The organism is Lysinibacillus sp. FSL M8-0337, from assembly GCF_038593855.1.
Taxonomy (GTDB): domain Bacteria; phylum Bacillota; class Bacilli; order Bacillales_A; family Planococcaceae; genus Lysinibacillus; species Lysinibacillus sphaericus_D.
In genome coordinates this window covers 3,775,427-3,794,621 of the sequence record NZ_CP151996.1, presented here as the reverse complement: position 1 = coordinate 3,794,621, position 19,195 = coordinate 3,775,427, and the positions used below count along the sequence as shown (strand labels likewise).

18 protein-coding genes are annotated in these 19,195 nt (G+C 37.7%); 12 read left to right on the top strand and 6 right to left on the bottom strand.

What is annotated here, in order from left to right; all coding sequences use genetic code 11:
- Nucleotides 1-32: 32 nt before the first annotated feature.
- Nucleotides 33-569, bottom strand: a complete 537-nt coding sequence (locus MKY08_RS18500) for a tryptophan transporter (RefSeq protein WP_069514646.1) — start codon at nucleotides 567-569, stop codon at nucleotides 33-35.
- A gap of 179 nt (nucleotides 570-748) precedes the next feature.
- Nucleotides 749-1,162 carry an HIT family protein gene (locus MKY08_RS18495; RefSeq protein ID WP_069514643.1) on the bottom strand — a complete coding sequence of 138 codons (414 nt, stop codon included), beginning with the start codon at nucleotides 1,160-1,162 and terminating at the stop codon, nucleotides 749-751.
- 104 nt (nucleotides 1,163-1,266) lie between these two features.
- Here MKY08_RS18495 and MKY08_RS18490 point away from each other — a divergent pair, with 104 nt between their 5' ends.
- Nucleotides 1,267-2,016, top strand: coding sequence for an ABC transporter ATP-binding protein (locus tag MKY08_RS18490; protein ID WP_069514640.1), 750 nt, complete (start codon nucleotides 1,267-1,269; stop codon nucleotides 2,014-2,016).
- Nucleotides 2,000-3,184 carry an ABC transporter permease gene (locus MKY08_RS18485; protein WP_069514637.1) on the top strand — a complete coding sequence of 395 codons (1,185 nt, stop codon included), beginning with the start codon at nucleotides 2,000-2,002 and terminating at the stop codon, nucleotides 3,182-3,184. Before MKY08_RS18490 ends, MKY08_RS18485 begins: the two co-directional genes overlap by 17 nt.
- Before the next feature lie 73 nt (nucleotides 3,185-3,257).
- Here the strand turns inward: MKY08_RS18485 and MKY08_RS18480 are convergent, their stop codons facing one another.
- Nucleotides 3,258-4,418, bottom strand: coding sequence for an amidohydrolase (locus MKY08_RS18480; protein ID WP_069514634.1), 1,161 nt, complete (start codon nucleotides 4,416-4,418; stop codon nucleotides 3,258-3,260).
- 22 nt (nucleotides 4,419-4,440) lie between these two features.
- The gene (locus MKY08_RS18475) at nucleotides 4,441-4,956 is read right to left on the bottom strand and encodes an antibiotic biosynthesis monooxygenase (RefSeq protein WP_069514631.1); all 516 of its coding nucleotides are present in this window, start codon (nucleotides 4,954-4,956) and stop codon (nucleotides 4,441-4,443) included.
- 233 nt (nucleotides 4,957-5,189) lie between these two features.
- On the opposite strand from MKY08_RS18475, the gene hemE reads away from it, so the two are divergent.
- From hemE to hemY, 3 genes are all read left to right on the top strand, one after another.
- Nucleotides 5,190-6,242 (top strand): uroporphyrinogen decarboxylase, encoded by a 1,053-nt coding sequence (gene hemE / locus MKY08_RS18470; protein WP_069514628.1) that lies wholly within the window; start codon nucleotides 5,190-5,192, stop codon nucleotides 6,240-6,242.
- A 122-nt stretch (nucleotides 6,243-6,364) separates the two neighbouring features.
- Nucleotides 6,365-7,285 (top strand): ferrochelatase, encoded by a 921-nt coding sequence (hemH, locus tag MKY08_RS18465; RefSeq protein ID WP_069514625.1) that lies wholly within the window; start codon nucleotides 6,365-6,367, stop codon nucleotides 7,283-7,285.
- A 14-nt stretch (nucleotides 7,286-7,299) separates the two neighbouring features.
- Nucleotides 7,300-8,730 carry a protoporphyrinogen oxidase gene (hemY, locus tag MKY08_RS18460; protein ID WP_069514622.1) on the top strand — a complete coding sequence of 477 codons (1,431 nt, stop codon included), beginning with the start codon at nucleotides 7,300-7,302 and terminating at the stop codon, nucleotides 8,728-8,730.
- 914 nt (nucleotides 8,731-9,644) lie between these two features.
- Here hemY and MKY08_RS18455 read toward each other — a convergent pair.
- Nucleotides 9,645-10,730, bottom strand: coding sequence for a glycosyltransferase family 2 protein (locus MKY08_RS18455; RefSeq protein WP_069514619.1), 1,086 nt, complete (start codon nucleotides 10,728-10,730; stop codon nucleotides 9,645-9,647).
- 183 nt (nucleotides 10,731-10,913) lie between these two features.
- Here MKY08_RS18455 and MKY08_RS18450 point away from each other — a divergent pair, with 183 nt between their 5' ends.
- The 6 genes from MKY08_RS18450 (at nucleotide 10,914) to MKY08_RS18425 (ending at nucleotide 17,442) form a co-directional block, all read left to right on the top strand.
- Nucleotides 10,914-11,882 carry a YncE family protein gene (locus tag MKY08_RS18450; RefSeq protein ID WP_256093283.1) on the top strand — a complete coding sequence of 323 codons (969 nt, stop codon included), beginning with the start codon at nucleotides 10,914-10,916 and terminating at the stop codon, nucleotides 11,880-11,882.
- Complete coding sequence (locus MKY08_RS18445) at nucleotides 11,879-12,562, top strand: response regulator transcription factor (RefSeq protein WP_081328071.1); 684 nt, start codon at nucleotides 11,879-11,881, stop codon at nucleotides 12,560-12,562. Before MKY08_RS18450 ends, MKY08_RS18445 begins: the two co-directional genes overlap by 4 nt.
- Nucleotides 12,559-13,947 carry a HAMP domain-containing sensor histidine kinase gene (locus tag MKY08_RS18440; protein WP_069514617.1) on the top strand — a complete coding sequence of 463 codons (1,389 nt, stop codon included), beginning with the start codon at nucleotides 12,559-12,561 and terminating at the stop codon, nucleotides 13,945-13,947. The genes MKY08_RS18445 and MKY08_RS18440 overlap by 4 nt, the downstream gene beginning before the upstream one ends.
- Before the next feature lie 3 nt (nucleotides 13,948-13,950).
- Nucleotides 13,951-14,460 (top strand): FixH family protein, encoded by a 510-nt coding sequence (locus MKY08_RS18435; RefSeq protein WP_069514614.1) that lies wholly within the window; start codon nucleotides 13,951-13,953, stop codon nucleotides 14,458-14,460.
- A gap of 123 nt (nucleotides 14,461-14,583) precedes the next feature.
- Nucleotides 14,584-15,153 (top strand): TetR/AcrR family transcriptional regulator, encoded by a 570-nt coding sequence (locus tag MKY08_RS18430; protein WP_069514611.1) that lies wholly within the window; start codon nucleotides 14,584-14,586, stop codon nucleotides 15,151-15,153.
- Nucleotides 15,154-15,255: 102 nt separating this feature from the next.
- Entirely contained in the window at nucleotides 15,256-17,442 is a 2,187-nt protein-coding gene (locus MKY08_RS18425) for a YhgE/Pip domain-containing protein (protein ID WP_069514607.1), read from the top strand.
- 377 nt (nucleotides 17,443-17,819) lie between these two features.
- Here the strand turns inward: MKY08_RS18425 and yhfH are convergent, their stop codons facing one another.
- Nucleotides 17,820-17,945: a protein YhfH gene (gene yhfH, locus MKY08_RS18420; RefSeq protein WP_069514604.1), complete on the bottom strand. Its 126-nt coding sequence runs from the start codon at nucleotides 17,943-17,945 to the stop codon at nucleotides 17,820-17,822.
- Between the two features lie 142 nt (nucleotides 17,946-18,087).
- On the opposite strand from yhfH, the gene MKY08_RS18415 reads away from it, so the two are divergent.
- The gene (locus MKY08_RS18415; protein ID WP_069514601.1) at nucleotides 18,088-19,080 is read left to right on the top strand and encodes a lipoate--protein ligase; all 993 of its coding nucleotides are present in this window, start codon (nucleotides 18,088-18,090) and stop codon (nucleotides 19,078-19,080) included.
- Nucleotides 19,081-19,195 lie beyond the last annotated feature (115 nt).

Below are 19,195 nucleotides of genomic sequence, written 5' to 3'. Positions count from 1 at the left end.
AAAAGTGTAGCAACAAGCAATAGCTGCTGCTGTTATAAAGCTTGTGAAATGGCCGTGTTGAATTTAGAGCGTTTCACTAATTTTGCAACGATTGGATAGATAATCACAAAAGCTACAACGTTAAATGCAACAGCTGGTATGACAACACCAACAAATAACATTGTGAATGTTGCGCCGACGTTTGCGTTAAACACAAAAAGGGCAACGGATAAAAAGACTGTACCTGATAAAATGGTACCTAACCCAACTAAAATAGCTGATACAGCAAAATGACTCACGACTTTTTTCAGCACGATCAGTATTGCTAAAAACGCAAATCCAGTAACTGCTTTATCAATAATATTTGGGATAAAGCCTGCTGGGAAAGTTGTAAACAAACCTGATAGTACCCCTGTTGACAAGGAAAGTAAAAACGTTTCTTTTATTGTAGGGAACAATAAAATACCGATAAACATCATTGTTAACATGAAGTCAGGTTTCATGCCATTAACCATACCTGGTGTGACCACATAAAGGGCAGCACCGACACCAACTAAGAGTGCCATTAACACTAAATTTTTTGTATTCATTTCTAATCTCTCCTCAACTATGCTAATCTAGTCATCTCCTAACGTGTCCTCTTGACCGTTAGCGAAACTTACTAGTGATTGTACGCTAAAATTGTTCGTTTGACAATAGCGTTTCATGTCCAATTGTAACCAGCATTCATGTATGCAAATTGTTTGCGTGCCTGGCACCAAAGAATGCATTAAAGATTCGCTTTAATGCTGTCGGCAACTTCTGTCAATTGCGCTGGGGTATATTTTTGTGTTTGCCAAATTAAGCCTAAGCCTTCTTTTTCGTCATAACGCGGAATAAAATGTAAGTGGTAGTGGAAAACAGTTTGTCCAGCTGCTGCACCATTGTTATTAATAGTATTCATGCCAATTGGGTTAAATGCTGCTTTAATGGCATTGGCTAGCTTAGGTGCGACCGCATATAAATTACGCGCTACATCTTCAGGCATTTCAAATAGGTCTTGGCAGTGCTGTTTAGGTATTAATAAAGTATGACCTTTTGCAACAGGTGCAATGTCCGTGAATGCATAGACCTGTTCATCTTCATATACTTTTGTGCTTGGAATTGTTCCATCAATGATTTTGCAAAATAGGCAATCGCTCATTCGTAAAATCCCCCTTATTTAATATGTAAGTTTATTCTATCATACTCATAACTGAATCATTTGCTAATTTTTGATAAAATAATAACTAGAAGAGGAGTGAGGGTATGTCGGTATTAGAAGTGCAACATGTGACAGGTGGTTATACGAAAAAGCCTGTTATTAAAGATTTGTCATTTACAATAGGTAAAGGAGAACTTGTCGGGCTAATAGGTTTAAATGGTGCAGGTAAAAGTACGACCATTAAACATATCATAGGTACAATGCTTCCAAAAGAAGGCGACATTCGTCTAAATGGCGTAACGTTAAAAGAAAACACGGACAAGTATCGAACAGCATTTTCATATATTCCTGAAACACCAGTTTTATATGATGAGTTAACATTGCGTGAACATCTGGCATTAACAGCAATGGCCTATGGTTTAGATGAGGCTACACTCGCGGCCCGTTCTGAACTATTGTTAAAAGAATTTCGAATGGAAAAGCGTTTAAACTGGTTTCCATCGCATTTCTCTAAAGGGATGCGTCAAAAAGTAATGATCATGTGTGCGTTTTTAGTTAATCCAAGCCTCTATATTATAGACGAGCCGTTTGTTGGGCTCGACCCGCTTGGTATTCAATCATTGCTAGATCAAATGGATACAAAGAAAAAAGAGGGGGCATCGATTTTAATGTCTACGCACATTTTATCGACGGCCGAAAAACATTGTGACCGCATTATTTTATTGCATGAAGGAAGAGTGCGAGCGCAAGGAACGATGGCTGATTTACGTAAAGCATTTGCAATGCCTCATGCAACGTTAGATGACCTCTATATTGCTATGACGAAGGAGCGGGACCATGAAGAACATGCGTGATGTATGGTCCTCGCGCTTCATGCACTATATCAGTGAAGTACAAAAATATATGCAGTTTATTTTCACTGGACATATAGCGATTGTACTTGTATTTCTTGTTGGAGCCGGGGGCTATCAATATAGTGAATGGTTGAAAATCGTAGAAACAGATTTTCCGGCGGAAGGGCTCATTGCTTTAATAATCGGTATACTATTAGCATTTAGCCGCCCAACAACATTATTGCGCGAGCCAGACCAAGTATATTTATTGCCATTAGAATCAAAAATGTCACAGTATTTTAAAAAGGCGCTAGCGTGGACATTTTGGTCACAAGTTTGGATTGTGGCAATTGTTTATATCATTAGTATTCCGTTAATAAAAGCTGTCACAGAGTTAACAACTTTTAATATTTGGTCCATATTTTTTATTGTCATCGCCTTGAAATTTGTAAGTGTACAGGGAGAATTTAGTTATCGTTATAGTGAACGTGGTCACTATGTATGGGTCGATCGATTAGTACGCGCGATCGTATTTGGTGTAACCGTTTATATGGGGCTTCAAATGCAGCTTCTTTTAGCACTCGTTGTGGCGGTCATCGGATGTATCTATGTATTGGTGTTTCGCAAAAAATGTGCGAATGAGCCTGTACCGTATGAACATTTTGTAAAACTAGAACAAAATCGCATGATGAGTTTCTACCGTTTTGCAAATTATTTCACAGATGTACCCCATCTGCATGGAAGTATTCGACGGAGAGCGTGGCTTGACTGGTTTTACAATTTTATTCCCTACCAAAAGGGCAATGCTCAAAAGTATTTAGTGTTCCGTACGTTTATTCGTACAGACGATCATTTTTATTTATGGCTTCGATTAACGGTTATCTCAGCCGTAATTGCAGCCTTTGTCAATATCCCATTGGTAACATGGATTGTGGCGGGTGCACTTAGCTTTGCGACGACGATTCAGTTAAAGCAAGCTTTAATAGCTAGCGGAGAATTCCGTATGGACATGCTTTATCCATTGCCAGAAAATGCACGTAAAGTTGCCGTTCAGCAACTAGTGCGCCTGACTATGATTGCTCAAGCTGTCATTGTTGGTCTTTGTGGCGTGACACAGCCGATGTTTTATGTGACACCAATCATTATCTTTGTAATAAGTGAATTGACTGCCAAGATGTCTAAGTCTTAAAAAGGATGTTTGTTTGTGGCAATGTTAAAAAGCTCATTTTCCCTATTTTTCGTAGGTAAAATGAGCTTTTTGTTTATTTTACATATTGATATTCGAGCGCAGCGTTTAACATAACTTTTGCTGCGACAAGCATACCTTTTTCATCAATATCAAATTTTGGATGATGATGTGGTGCATATTCAGTAGGAGCAGCTCCTGTGAAGAAAAATGTCCCTGGCTTTTCCTCTAAATAGTACGCGAAATCTTCTCCGCCCATTGTAGCTGGTATTTCAACAACATCGCAAATATCTTGCGCGATATCTCGAACAAAACATGTTTCTTTTTCATGATTGACAATGGCTGGATAGCCTCGACGGTAATCAAGTTCTATCGTGCAATCTTGAGCAATTTCAGTACCATGTACAACCCGTTTAAATTCACGCTCCATCGTTTCACGTACCTCTTTGTCAAAAGTACGGATTGTTCCATTTAAATAGGCTGTATCTGCAATAATGTTATCAGCATTCGAAGCAACGAATGAGCCAACTGTAAGAACTGCTGACTCAGTTGGCGCTACACGGCGTGCCACAAGTTGTTGCAAGTTCATAACAAGTTGTGAGCCAATCACAATAGCGTCTTTTGTTTGATGAGGGTGTGCGCCATGTCCACCTTTACCTTGAATTTTCAGTTCAAAACTATCAACTGCCGCCATTAATGGACCAACCCTGTAGCCAATCATACCCGTTGGATGATTTGATGATAGGTGTGTTCCAAATATAGCATCAACCCCGTTCAGTGCACCTGCTTGTACCATACCGATAGCACCACCTGGATCGGCTTCTTCAGCATGTTGATGAATCAGCACATATTCTCCTGCTAAGTCATCGCGCATTTCCCATAAAAGTTTCCCTATGATTAATAATGTAGCGGTATGCCCATCATGACCACAAGCATGCATAACACCAGCTACTGTCGATTTGTAAGGAACGTCCTTTTCATCTTGGATAGGAAGTGCATCAAAATCTGCACGTAAGGCAATTCTTTTACCAGGTTTGTTCCCTTTAATGCGCGCGATTAGTCCGTAACCGCTAACATTTGGTTCAACAGGGACACCGAGCTTTTGATAATATTGCATAATATAATTGGCTGTTTCTTGTTCTTGGAAGCTTAGTTCTGGATGCATATGTAGATGGCGGCGAATCGCCACCATTTCTTCAAAATGAGCATCAATTTTTTCGAGTAATTGTTGATTCATAAATAAGTGCTCCTTTTAAAAATTAAGCCTCTTCTTCTTGAGGGGCAACGCTATATGTTGAAACATAGGAAGCGGCAGAAAAAATATTTTGTTGTCGCACGCCAGTCGGCTCTTCACGTTGGGCATGAGCTGTTTTATAAGCTTGTGAGCTTTTCCATGCTTCGAATGAGTGTGGTCCATTCCATTGTGTCATGACAATATACGTGTCACCATTTAATGGGCGTAGTAGGCGGAATGCCACAAAACCAGGCTCGTCCTCAATTGCACGTGCGCGATTTAAAAAACGATGTTCAAAAACAGGACGACCTTCATCAGTAACAGGAATATTGTTGAAGACAAAGAAGCCGCGTTCTTCTAATTTGTTTACAGAATCCAATACTTCGAATTTACGTGGCGTTGCAAAAACAGATTTTCCTTCTGTTTCATGTATAAGCACAGAATTTCCTTCTCCGTGCAATAAAATCATTTGCTCATCAAGGTACTTATTTTTCACCTGTTCCATAAATTCTCCTGTGCCAGAAGTTAAATAAATATACATTATTTTGCCCTCCTTATAAATAGCTAAAATTACGTGATTAACTCCATTTAAGTGCAAGTCGAACGCTTTGTCAAAAAAGAAGGCGCGTAGAAAGAACAATTTTATGACATTTCATGAGGAAAACTATACAATAGCAGAGGAAGCGTTTACTATTGAAAACGGATATCAATAATAATGGAATAAACAAGTGATTTTTTAAGATTTGAATTTCATCGAGGGGAAGGAAATAATCAATGACAACACATTTTAATGATACACTTTTACGTGCTGCAAAAGGAGAAAGGACTGAACATACACCAGTCTGGTATATGCGACAAGCAGGTCGTTCTCAGCCAGAATATCGTGCAATTAAAGAAAAATATTCATTAGAAGAAATTACACATCAACCTGAGCTTTGTGCGTATGTAACACGTTTGCCGGTAGAAAACTACAATGTGGACGCTGCAATTTTATATAAAGATATCGTAACGCCACTACCAGGTATCGGTATAGATGTGAAAATTAAAGCGGGTGTAGGCCCAGTTATTTCTAATCCAATTCGCTCAGTAGCAGATGTAGAAAAATTAGGTGAGTTCAATGCAAAGGAACATACACCTTTCGTATTAGAGACAATAAAATTACTAACAGAAGAACAACTTCATGTGCCATTAATATGTTTTGCAGGAGCGCCATTTACATTAGCGAGCTATATGATTGAAGGCGGACCTTCTAAAAACTATAATAAAACAAAATCATTTATGGTTTCAGAACCACAAGCATGGTTTGCGCTAATGGATAAATTAGCAGATATGATTATTGCGGACGTTTCTGCACAAGTAGAAGCAGGTGCTAAAGCGATCCAAATATTTGACTCATGGGTAGGTGCTTTAAGTGTTGAAGACTATCGTGTCTTTATTAAACCTGTAATGACACGTATTTTCGGCGAGTTAAAAAAAGAAAATGTACCACTTATTCAATTCGGTGTAGGTGCAAGCCATTTAGTAAAAGAATGGCATGATTTACCAATCGACGTAGTAGGCTTAGATTGGCGCTTACCGATTAAAGAAGCGCGCGCAAAAGGTATAACAAAACCAGTACAAGGAAACTTAGATCCTTCATTATTACTGGCTGATTGGTCAGTAATTGAAAAACGAACAAAAGATATTATCGATCAAGGCTTAGAGGTGCCAGGTCATATCTTTAATTTAGGCCATGGTGTATTCCCAGAGGTTGATCCAGCCGTATTAAAACGTTTAACAACACTTATTCATGAATATAGTGCCCAACAAATTCAAGCACATTCGTAAAGTAGTGTAAGTAAAAAGCAAATTTAACTAAACGATTACACTTCTTTTGATGTAGTTGTTGTTAACGTATAGAAACCATACAAAAAATATAGCTTAACAATTATTTAGAGGTGAAAAGGACTATGAAAAAAGTTAAAGGTTTATTAGTGATGGCATATGGTACACCCTATAAAGAAGAAGATATTGAACCGTACTACACACATATTCGTCATGGACGTAAACCATCTGACGAGCATTTAGAAGATTTACGCAGTCGCTATGAGGCAATTGGTGGTTTATCACCACTGGCTGCTGCAACAGAAGCACAGGCTGAAGCTTTATGTGCACGTTTAAATGAAGTGCAAGATGAGGTAGAATACAAGCTATTTATTGGTTTAAAGCATATTCATCCATTTATTGAGGATGCTGTGGAGGAAATGGTCGCTGCGGGCATTAAAGAAGCCGTATCAATCGTCTTAGCACCACATTTTTCAACATTCTCTATTAAATCATACAATGGCCGCGCAGCGGAAACAGCAGGTGAACGCCTAACAATTACGTCTGTTGAGTCTTGGTATGATGAGCCTAAGTTTATTGAATATTGGAAGGAGAAAGTGAACGAAACATTCGATGCTATGTCTGCTGAAGAACGCGAGAAGGCTTGCTTAATCGTATCAGCGCATTCACTTCCAGTAAAAATTAAAGAACTAGGCGATCCTTACGAAGACCAATTAATAGAAACAGCTCGCTTAATTCAAGAAGCTACGGGTGTGAAAAATGTAGAAGTGGGCTGGCAATCAGCAGGACAAACACCAGAGCCATGGTTTGGTCCAGATGTACAAGATTTAACACGTGATCTTTATGAGCAAAAGGGGTACCGTTCATTTGTTTACACACCAGTAGGATTTGTAACAGAACATTTAGAGGTACTTTACGATAACGATTATGAATGTAAAGTTGTTTGCGATGAGTTAGGTGCTAACTATTATCGTCCTGCAATGCCAAATACACATCCATTATTTATTGATGCGATGGTAGATGCCATTCATAAAAAATTAAGCTAAGCGAAAAGAAAGTGATGATGTTGGTGACTCAAAAAAGACGAAAGGTAGTTGTTGTTGGCGGTGGCATTACAGGCCTTACAGCTGCGTTCTATATGCAAAAACAAGCGCGTACAAAAGAATTGCCGGTAGATATCGTACTTGTCGAGTCGTCATTACGTCTTGGCGGAAAAATCCAAACGCTTAGAAAAGACGGCTTTATTATCGAGCGTGGACCAGAATCCTTTTTCGATCGTGAAAATCATGTGCAAGCATTGGCAAAAGAGCTTAGTATTGAACATGAGATGATTACCGGAGATTCGGGACCTACTTATGTAGCTGTAGGAAGTAAATTGTACCCTATTCCGAGCAGTCTGATGTCAGGAGCAACGCCACATATCTCGTCATTCATTACATCTGGCTTGTTTTCACTTAGTGGAAAAATTCGTGCAGCGGGAGATTTTATTCTCCCGCGTTCTGCACGGGATGACGACCAGCCATTAGGGGAATTTTTTCGAAGAAGATTTGGCGCAGAGGTTGTAGAAAACCTAGTGGAACCTTTACTTGCAGGAACCTTTGCGGGGGATATTGAACAATTAAGTATGCGCTCTATATTTCCACAGCTTTACGAATTGGAGCAAAAATATCGTAGTTTGCTTTTAGGTATGAAGAAATCAGGGACAAATTTTCTAAGTTACAATCAGATAACGAAGGATAAGGGAATTTTTCAAACCTTTGAAAATGGACTTGAGACACTTATCGAAAAGTTAGAAGAATCTCTACTTCCAGGGACAGTTATGAAGGGTGCGAAAGTAGAACAAATTGATCATGGTAAAGATGGTGCTGTGCAAGTCGTACTAAATAATTTTTCGCATATAACAGCAGATGCAATTATTATCGCAACACCATTTAATGTTGCACAAAAGATGTTTAATAAGCATCAGCTTTTGACAGAGTTAAATACGATGAAAGCCGCAACTATTGCTACAGTGACAATGGCATTTAAAAAAGAGCAGCTTGGAGACTTAGATGCACTTTCGTTTTTTGTCTCTAGAAATAGTGATTTTTCAATAACATCTTGTACGTGGATTAACCGAAAATGGCCGAATGCTACCCCTGAAGGCTATGTATTATTACGTAGTTATATTGGTCGTGTCGGTGATGAAACAATAGTTGCCTTATCTGATTCAGAGATTGAAAAGACAGTATTACAAGATTTAAAGAATACAATAGGGCTAGACGGTGAACCCGTGACAACCGTTGTCTCTCGTTGGAAAAACGCTATGCCACAATATACTGTTGGACATGAAGCGAAAATTGCTCGTGTAAAGGAAGAACTTTATGAACACTTTCCAACAGTTAAACTTGCAGGTAGCTCTTTTGAGGGAATTTCAATTCCGGAATGTGTTGAGCAAGGCTGTAAAGTGGCAAATGAAGTTTTAAGTAATATGTTTAAACAGGAACAGTAAAAGAGTAGTGCAAATTTACATTTGTACTACTTTTTTTGATAGGATGTTTTTTTAAGTATTTGTTTAAATAATCATAGTAGCAATCATTGAAAGCATTTCTTTTGTTCTTCACAGTGTTGGATTACTTAAATGTTGAAATAAAGAAAGGCGCCTTAAAATTAGCATGGCAATTTTAAGGCGCCAAAAAATTAGTATCTATTGAAAAGAAACTGAATGTTAATCAGGATGGGAGCACGATGGATTAGTATATTTCCATCTTTCTTAAAAGTGATAGGAGTTGTTGAACATAGAATAGACTATGTCTAGCAATTAAGAAATTCTGTGGCATGACCAAACAATACCACCTGAGTTAGCGCCCCCTAAGGTCAATGCAATGCTTAATCCATTTGCATCATAAAATAGATCAATCAAATCGCCTGCATTCAAATTGACTTCTCCAGCTAATGTAACAGTACCATTACCGAGAACTGCTCTAATAGTTAAAAGGGTAACAGCTAAATTTAATACTGGGAATAAACCACTTATTAAATTAGTTGTTGTATTTCTACGAATTGTAAATGAGGGGTTAACACCTGCGCCAATGCCCAGACTGATGGCAGCTACTGTTGAGTAGTTAATTGTTGCTTCAAAGCAATACCTTCCAGTTGTTGGAACCGTGAATATACCAGTTGTTGGGTTAAATGCAGGTGTTGTGAAATAAGGTGAGGCTACACTCCAATTAGTTAAGGTAGCAGAGTTACTAACAGATAGAGTATTTAAAAATGCAGAGAAACCTTCTGTAAAAGCAGGCCCTGTAGGTCCCGTCGCCCCCGTAGCGTCAGTGTCGCCCGTAGGACCAGTCGGCCCAATAGAGACTTTCTTATAAAACTAGAAATCCCCTGAATTTGGTATATACTTCTGAATTAATAGTTAATCTAATTGTTATCATGTATCTTTTTAAACATCTGCTCAAAATAGTTTTTGTTGTGTAGGATTTTTTCATCGTTCGGTAAGTAGGCTCGTGCTAATTCATTATGGATATTGGCTAATTCGTATTGTTGTAAACGGTCATAGAGGACACAAAGTTGTATATGAGGTAACCACGTGGTAAAAGTTGTATTTAGAAATGGAGCGTTTGGTTTTGTTTTTATTGTCAATGCTTGTTCATACCAAAAGATTGCCTCCTGATTTTTCGCTTGTTCCATAAAATGATGGCCAAGCCTACAGCATGCCTCTGGACGTGGGATATCATATTCAAAGCTTCTTAAAATAGAACTTACATTATTTTCTTTATCATTTAAAGTCGTGTAACAGTCTGCTAGTTTAAAACAAGATTGAATATTATCTTCTACCCAACCACGTTTTGATGTTAAAAAAAGTTCATAGTAAAAGATTGCATCCTCAATTTCATTATGATCTAGTAATTCATTGGCATAATAAAATGTGTCACGTGGAGTTAATGCTTCACCTGATTCAAGGAGTTTCTTATAAATAGTAATATTCCGCTGGTGGTCATGATGAAGTGGTAAGTGGCTAACAGCGACATCACTTTCGTAAAGATGTCCACTAACCTCTAAATATTCATGAACTGCTCCAATCCATTTAAATTGCTTATCTCTTTTAACTAATCGATATCTTCTTAAAAAAGAATTCACTTTTCCTTCGGCATCAAAGCTTAAATAATAATTCATCGAGACAGCATCAATTTCAGGTGTTAAAGATTCCTTTAAGGCTTTAAATTTCTCTTGATCTTCCGCTAATAACACATCATCAGCGTCTAACCAAAGAATATAGTCCTGTGTAGCTTGTTGGAATGAAAAATTTCGCGCTTGGGCAAAATGATGCACCCACTCAAATTCAAAAATACGATTAGTAAACTGTTTTACAATTTTCTTTGTATTGTCGGTGGAGCCAGTATCTACTATATTTATTTCATCAACTAAATCCTTTACTGATTCAAGACATCTGGCAATAACATCTTCTTCATTTTTCACAATCATACATAAACTAATGGTTACCATAATGTGATTCCTCCTTACGATAATCTTTGTAGTATATGTGTGAATAGGCTTTTTTGCGATGCTTAAGTCTTTTGCTATTGATAGGAAACACGCGCTGTTATCAGCTGGGAATGTGTCATAAATTTACCTTCCAAGTTTCACGCGGATTTCACAAATGTGAAGTATAGTTAGAGGGCAGAGGTGATGATTTTGAAAAAATGGGCATTCTTCATTTTTTCTTTTATACAAATTATTTGGTTAGCAGGGTGTACAGAGATATCTTTTGAGCCAATTGAACGTAATCAGCATTTTATTGCGTCTCTCAATATTCAAGAACCATCGCTTGATTTTATTGATGATCAGGGTGGAGTTTTTGCATCTTGGACATTTGACAAAGCCTATACAGGCGCAATACTCCTCGATAAGGACCGAGTTTTACTATATGGTCATCAATTAGATGAAATAGATGTTTTTGCACTTTCGACAGGTAAAAAGCTCTATTCAAAAAAAGTAGAAATTGGCACGACCAATGTGTATTATGCGCCGAAGTTCAAACAATTTTTTATTACGAATAGTAAGATGAATACAGTGACAAGCTTTGATGTGGAAGGCAATGAACTTGCTTCACAGCGACTTGGCAACTATCCGATGTCGATGGCAACGTATAAAGATAAGCTTTATGTCGTGAACTATAAAGACACCAAACTATCCGTGTTATCCATTAAGGATTTAACGATAGAACAACAGTGGCCAATAGAAAAATCGTCACATGGGATTGTCATTATTGAAGAGACAAATGAGTTATGGATTGGTGGACATGGTGAAGGCAGCAAACCGAATAGTTCGGTGAAGCGTTATGATCTTACAACGGGTGCTGTTCATGGTGAAATAGAAATGCCTTTAATGCCAGTAGGTTTAACAAAGACGAAAGATAATGTGTTAGTGGTCAGCCATGGTCATAATGAATTATATGTCGTTGATTTTAATGGAACGGTAAAATGGCATAAAGAGGTAGGGGCTAATCCATTTGTTGTAAATCAATTTAAGAATTATATTGTTGTAGCTGGCTATGACGACCACACATTATATTTTATAAAAGACGGTCAGGTACAAAAAACAGTTGATGTTGGTAAAGGTGCATTTCAACTGTTAGTAAGGGAGGAAGAAAAGTGACAACGGTATTAATTGTTGATGATGAGCAAGATATGCGTAATTTAATCGAGATGATGCTCAATAATTCCAAGTTCGAGACCTTTACAGCTGCAAATGGAACTGAGGCGTACGATATTATTGTGCGGGAAAAAATTGACTTAGTTCTATTAGATGTAATGATGCCGCATGAAGATGGTTTTACAGTTTGTCAAAGTATTCGTGCGATGTCGAATGTCCCTGTGATTTTCTTAACGGCAAGAGATGCGAATGAGGATAAAGTAAAGGGTCTGACACTCGGTGGAGATGATTATATCGTAAAGCCGTTTACAAATGATGAACTAGTGGCACGAATGCATGCTGTATTAAGAAGAAGTGGTTCGAATATAACCGATTTGCAGCAAAAAATTATTGTCTTTGGGTCCATTAAATTAGATGAAATTTCTCGGAAAGTTTCTGTTGAAGGAAAAGTGATTCCGTTAACTTTAAAGGAATTTGAATTATTACATTTATTTATGAAAAATCCAGGCAATGCCTATTCACGTGAACAATTGTTAGAGCGTATTTGGGATATAGATTATTTAGGGGGAACAAGAACGGTTGATACCCATATTAAAACATTACGCTTGAAGCTTGGAAAGGAAGCGGCAGGGTATATTCAAACCGTTTGGGGAGTAGGCTACCGCTTTGACCCTGGCGAATGAAAAAGATTTCCACACGTATTTGGCTACTAATATTTGCATTTTTGATTATTACAGTTGTTTTTATGTATGTTCTGACTGATTTTTTATATGAACAGCTTTATGTGGAAGATACAGAAAGCATGATGATCGAGGTCGGTACAAAGTTACAAACAATGTATACGAGTGGCAAAGTGACAGATGAATTTATTGCTGATATTGAACATTATAATAATTATTCTAATTTAAATATTTTTGCTGTTAGAAATCCACGTGAACTTAGTGCATGTGTTCCGTTTGATATTGATTATGAAACATTGATAGGCGCAGAAGAACGGCAACAATTGCTAGAAGGTAATTATGTGCAAAAGATTGGCTATGAGCCTCGGTTCGATCGGCAACTTATTTCAGTTGTACTACCTTTAGTAGATCAAAACAGGCTAGAGGGCATTATTTATATTTACTTCCCATTAGCAAAAATCAGTGAGTTAGCAAGCCAAGAAGTCATTTTCTTATTTTTGAGCGCATTTGTCTTTTTGATTGTGATGAGCTTCTTTGTATTTAAAGGAATTCAACGTATTATGCGCCCATTAAATAACTTGCAAACAGCAGTGGAGCAAATGTCGTATGGACATTATGAAACACGAGTGCCTGTTAAATCTAGTGATGAAATAGGTAAACTATCCAGCACTTTTAATGGCATGGCGGAGGCTATACAACGTGAAGATGAAGTACAAAAAACATTTTTAGCAACTGTTTCTCATGAATTACGAACACCTATTAGCTATGTAAAAGGGTATAGTGAAGCAATGCAAAATGGTATTATTGCAGAAGAGCAAAAACAAGAGACCATTCAGTTAATCGTGCGAGAAGCAAATCGTATGGAACGTTTAACAAATGAGCTTCTTCAACTTGCTCGAATGGAAAATGAACAAAAGGATATTGCCCTTTATCCGATTCCACTTGCAGAAACATTACGGGAAGTACGAAAAATTTTAATGCATCAAGCTCAAAAAAAGAATATTACGTTGCATCTTAATGTAGATGATGAACTAATTGTCAAAGCGGATGAAGTGAAGCTTAAGCAAATATTTATTAACATTATCGAAAATGCTATTAATTACTCTTATGAACAGTCAAAAGTGGACATTGTCTCAGTCGAAAATAATGGGAATGCACTTATTACGATAAAGGATGATGGCATTGGTATACCGCTGGAAGATTTATCACATGTGACAGAGCGTTTCTATCGTGTTAATAAAGCGCGCAGTCGTGCAGATGGTGGTAGTGGTTTAGGCCTATCTATAGTGGAACAATTATTAAAGCAGTTACATGGTAAAATTGAAATCGAAAGTGAATTAGATAAAGGTACAACAGTAAAGATTACGATGCCGTTAATGGAGGAATAGAACATGAAGAAATGGATTTTGACATTGTTAGCTGTACCCGCATTATTAGTTGGGTGTGGGGATAAGAAAGAACCGGCTTCACCTGCCGCATTAGAGGAGCCTCAAATGTTGGAAGTAGACATTTTAACGTCAAAAGAAGTAGCAATTAATGCTCCGATAGAGCTTGCTGCTCACGTTACGCAAGGTGATAAAAATATTGATGATGCAATCGTAGAATTCGAAGTGTGGGAATCAGGTAAACGCGATGAAGGTCAAATGTTAGAAGGTAAATTAGAGAAAGATGGCGTCTATAAAGCCCAGACAACATTCGATCATGACGGCGTATATTATATGTTTGCACATACTACAGCTAATGGCATTCATAATATGCCGAAACAGCAAATTACTGCTGGTACACCTGATATGACAAAAGTAATTCAAGAAGATGAAAAAGCCAATATGAACATGCCAAATCAAGGTACAGATTCATCAGAGGGCACAGAGCAACAAGAAAATGAAAAAAATCATCATTAAAAGCTTGCATTATTTTTAAAATAGGAATATTATAATGACCAGATGACCGAAATGGTTTTCTGGTCATTATTTAATTTCAGTGTACAAAAGGTGTACATAACTTAACAGGAAAGGATGTCACAAATGGATCGTAGGCAGGAAATTATTGAAGCAGCTGCAAAATCATTTACGTTGTTTGGCTACAAAGCAACGACGATGGAACAAGTGGCGAAAATTGCGAATGTCGGTAAAGGAACGATTTATACATTCTTTGCAAATAAAGAAATTTTATTTCAAGAGATTGCGATGTCACTTGTACGTGAGATGAAGGCGGAAGCGGATGCAGTGTTGGATGTATCAGCAAGCTTTATGGATAATGCGCATCATGCTTTGATGAAAATGCTACAGTTCCGTGAGAAGCATCTTTTATTTGCAAAGTTAATAGAAGAAGAAAAAGAATTACGTACGCCAGCGGTCAAACAAGTTCTAATTCGCATTGAGTCTGAAATATTATCTTATGTAGCAACATTAATTCAACGACGAATTGATAAAGGTGAAATTCGAGATTGTGATGCAGAGTTAGTAAGTTACCTGTTATTAAAAGCGTATTTAGCGTTCGTAGTAGATTGGCATGAGCTACATGGCGACATGATTCCAGAAGAAAAGATACTCAATCTTTTCAAGGAGACAATCTTTCGAGGGCTCGTTCTTTAAGAAAAAATCTACAAATTTTACACATGATGAAGTTTGCGATTTTTTTGCAGTAAAATGACCAAATGACGTTTTCGGTCAACAAGTATAGGAGTGAGAAAAAATATGATTAAAGCTGAATGGCTGAAAATCCTTAAAACAAGAAAAATGCTTGTTTCAATAATCGCTGTCCTATTTATTCCGGTCATGTATGCAGGCATGTTTTTATGGGCGTTTTGGGATCCATATGCAGGTATGTCTAATTTGCCGGTAGCGATTGTTAATGATGATAAGGGTGCAGAAATGGATGGAGTGAAGTTAGACTTAGGAAATACCTTAGTCGACAAACTCGTCGATAGTAAGCAATTTGACTTTATAGAAGTGTCAAAAGAAGAAGCAGAAAAAGGTTTAAATGGTCGAGACTATTACATGATTTTAGAAATCCCAACAAATTTCTCAGAACATGCTACGACTTTACTTGATGATAAACCTTCTAAATTAGTAATGAATTATATTCCGAATGAAGGCTTGAACTTCTTAGGAGCACAAATTGGCGAGACAGCAATGGATCGCATTCGTGCGGAAGTAAATACGCAAGTTTCTGCTACGTATGCAGAAAAATTATTTGATTCTATTGCCACAATGGGAGATGGCTTTACAGAAGCAGCTGATGGTTCTGTTAAGTTAGACGAAGGCGCTCAAAAAGTAGCAAATGGAGCAAAAGATTTAAAAGGATACTTAGAGCAGTTAGCTTCTAGCACAATCGAACTTTCTGATGGGACAGATAAAATTACCAAAGGTGCAGCGAAAGCGGCTACTGGTGCTAACGACTTATCAAGTGGTCTTGTGAAATTAGAAAACGGTACAGTGCAGTTACAGCAAGGTGCACAGCAGGCGGCTGACGGTGCAACAAGTCTTCAACAAGGTCTATCTCAATACACACAAGGTGTAGCGAAAGTAGAAGCAGGTCTTACAACAATAACTGAAAAACAACAGCAAATCATTGCCGGTGCAACATCAGTTGCTGAAAATGCTGGTAAGCTAAACAGTTCAGCAAATCAGTTATCTACTGGTTCTGCACAAGTGGAAGCGGGTATTGCGGCTTTAACAGCACAGTTAAAAAGTACAATTGATGCAATGCCAGCAGAGCAAGCCGCTGCTTTAAAACAAACGTTAGCTGAGCTACAAGCTGGTAGTACCAATGTGCATAATGGTTTAAATGCATTAGCAGCAGGTACTGAAAAATTACAAGCTGGTGCTAACCAAGTTAGCGGTGGTTCATCACAAATAGCAGCAGGTCAAAAAGATGTTTTAGCTGGTGCAAATGCATTAGCAGCAAAAAGCAATGAACTAGTGCAAGGTGCACAAAGCCTTCAAGCTGGTAATGCAACTCTTGCTAGTAAACTAGGTGAATTACATGCAGGTGTAAACACAGCTGTTGCTGGTTCACAAACATTAGCTTCAGGATTAAATGACTTAGCGAGTGGTACAACAACATTGAATAAAGGTACTTCAACACTTGCTTCAAAATCTGGCGAGTTAGCAGAAGGCTCTGCAACACTTGCTGATGGTTCAACTGAACTTGCCGATGGTACAGCGACATTATCTAGCAAATTAGGTGAAGCTAGTGAAAAAGCAAACGAAGTACATGCAAATAATGACACATATGATATGGTCGGTAGTCCGGTTGAAGTAGAAAAAGAATCAATCAACCATGTTCCAAACTATGGTACAGGTTTCGCACCTTACTTTATTTCACTTGGATTATTTGTTGGAGCATTGCTAATTTCAATCGTATTCCCACTTGTAGAACCAGCAATTCGTCCGAAAAATGGCGCATCATGGTTTACAAGTAAAGTGACAGTCCTTGCATTCGTAGGTTTAGTGCAAACTTTATTAACAGTTGCCATTGTAAAATGGGGATTAGGTCTTGAAGTACAAAATTTAGGTTACTTTGTATTAACGGCGTTACTAACAAGTTATGTGTTCTTAGCTCTAATTCAAATGTTAGTTTCTATTTTCGGTGATCCAGGTCGTTTCATTGCCATTGTTGTACTGATTTTACAGCTTACAACAAGCGCGGGTACATTCCCACTTGAACTGATTCCATCACCATTGCAAGTATTCAATAAATTATTGCCAATGACATATACTGTTCAAGCGTTTAAAGCAAGCATCTCAACAGGCGACATGACATATTTATGGCAAAACTACGGTATGTTATTTGGCTACCTAATTGTGTTCTTAGTCATTACTTTTGGTTATTTCATGTTATTACACACAAAACGTTACTCAAAAGTAGCGGAAGATTAACAACACTTTGCACCCACCATTTACTTGGTGGGTGTTTTTTAGTGCCAGTCACTCAAACAATTTGGCACCTAGCATAATATAGGCTCCTAAATCGTAAAAATCCACGAAGACTCCTGTGGGAACGCACGAAATGTAAGACGCAACAAACCGCGCGATAGCGAAGGTTGCGGCTTACAACGTACCCACGGAAAATGTAAAAGCGCCAGTCACTCAAACAATTTCATTTTAAAGTAAAACAGCAGCTGATATGAGCGTATCAGCTGCTGTTTTGTGTAAGTGTAAGAGATTTAATTAATGGTTCATCATAAATGTATGATGAGTGGTGTCATTATTAGTTCGTGTGGGGCACGAAATGACGTTACAGCATAGGCAAATGCTTATAGGCAGTTACATTTTTCACAAGTGTTGCTGTAGCATTCGCTTTGTTCTTCGATCTTTTCACCGCATTCTGTGCATTGTTTTGCAGGTAAGTTCTTGAAAAATTCAACTACGTTTTCTAACATTGTGGACTCCTCCTTTAAGTTCATCTGTACTATTACTGTTTTATTATTTTCTAGTGTATTATAACAGATGCGTTTCGTCAACACAAAATGCCTAATTTACGTTAAAATAAAATATGGATATTTTGTGAAGGAGGAAACGACTATGATTTTCGTTGATAATAAAGGGATTCATGATCCACGCATTAACCTTGCCATTGAGGAGTATTTACTAAAGACAATGGATGTAGAGAAGGAACCGGTGCTGTTATTTTACATAAATCAGCCATCTATTATTATTGGGAAGAACCAAAATACGATTGAAGAGATTAATACAGATTATGTTGAAGATAATGGTATCATCGTTGTGCGCCGCCTTTCTGGTGGTGGTGCGGTGTATCATGACCTTGGAAACTTGAACTATAGCTTTATTACAAAGGACGATGGCGATAGCTTTATGAATTATAAGAAATTCACACAGCCAGTTGTCGACGCGCTTGCAAAAATGGGCGTAAATGCTGAACTATCAGGTCGTAATGATATTTTAGCTGAAGGACGTAAAGTATCTGGTAATGCGCAGTTTTCTACTAAAGGCCGTATGTTTAGTCATGGGACATTACTGTTTGATACAGAAATAGATGCAGTTGTATCTGCATTGAAAGTAAAGAAAGATAAAATTGAATCAAAGGGTATTAAATCCATTCGTTCACGTGTAGCCAATATTTCCGAGTTTTTAGAGGACAAAATGACGGTTGAAGCATTCCGCTTAGAAATTTTAAAATCCATTTTCGGTGGAGAAGAAAACATTCGCTATTATGAGCTTTCAGAGGAAGACTGGGCAAATATTCATCAATTATCTGCTGAACGCTATCAAACTTGGGAATGGAACTACGGTAAATCTCCTCGCTTTAATATTCAAAAAACACATCGTTTCCCTTCAGGTGGGATTGACATTCGCTTAGAAGTGAATCACGGTGTAATTGAAGAAGCACATATATTCGGTGATTTCTTCGGTGTAGGCGATATTGCAGATGTTGAGCAACGCTTAGTTGGTACAAACTATGATCGTGCTGCGATTGCGAAGTCTTTAGCGGATATTAATATCCCAACATACTTTGGTGGCATTGCTACAGAAGAGTTTTTACAGTTAATTTATTAAACAGTAGACAAAAAATAGTTGGCGAATGCCTTTTCCTAAAAAAGATATTTTAGCCTAACTTGGCGTATGTGATGGCAGTTATATTGCTGAAAAATTTCAAGGCTAAATATAATGA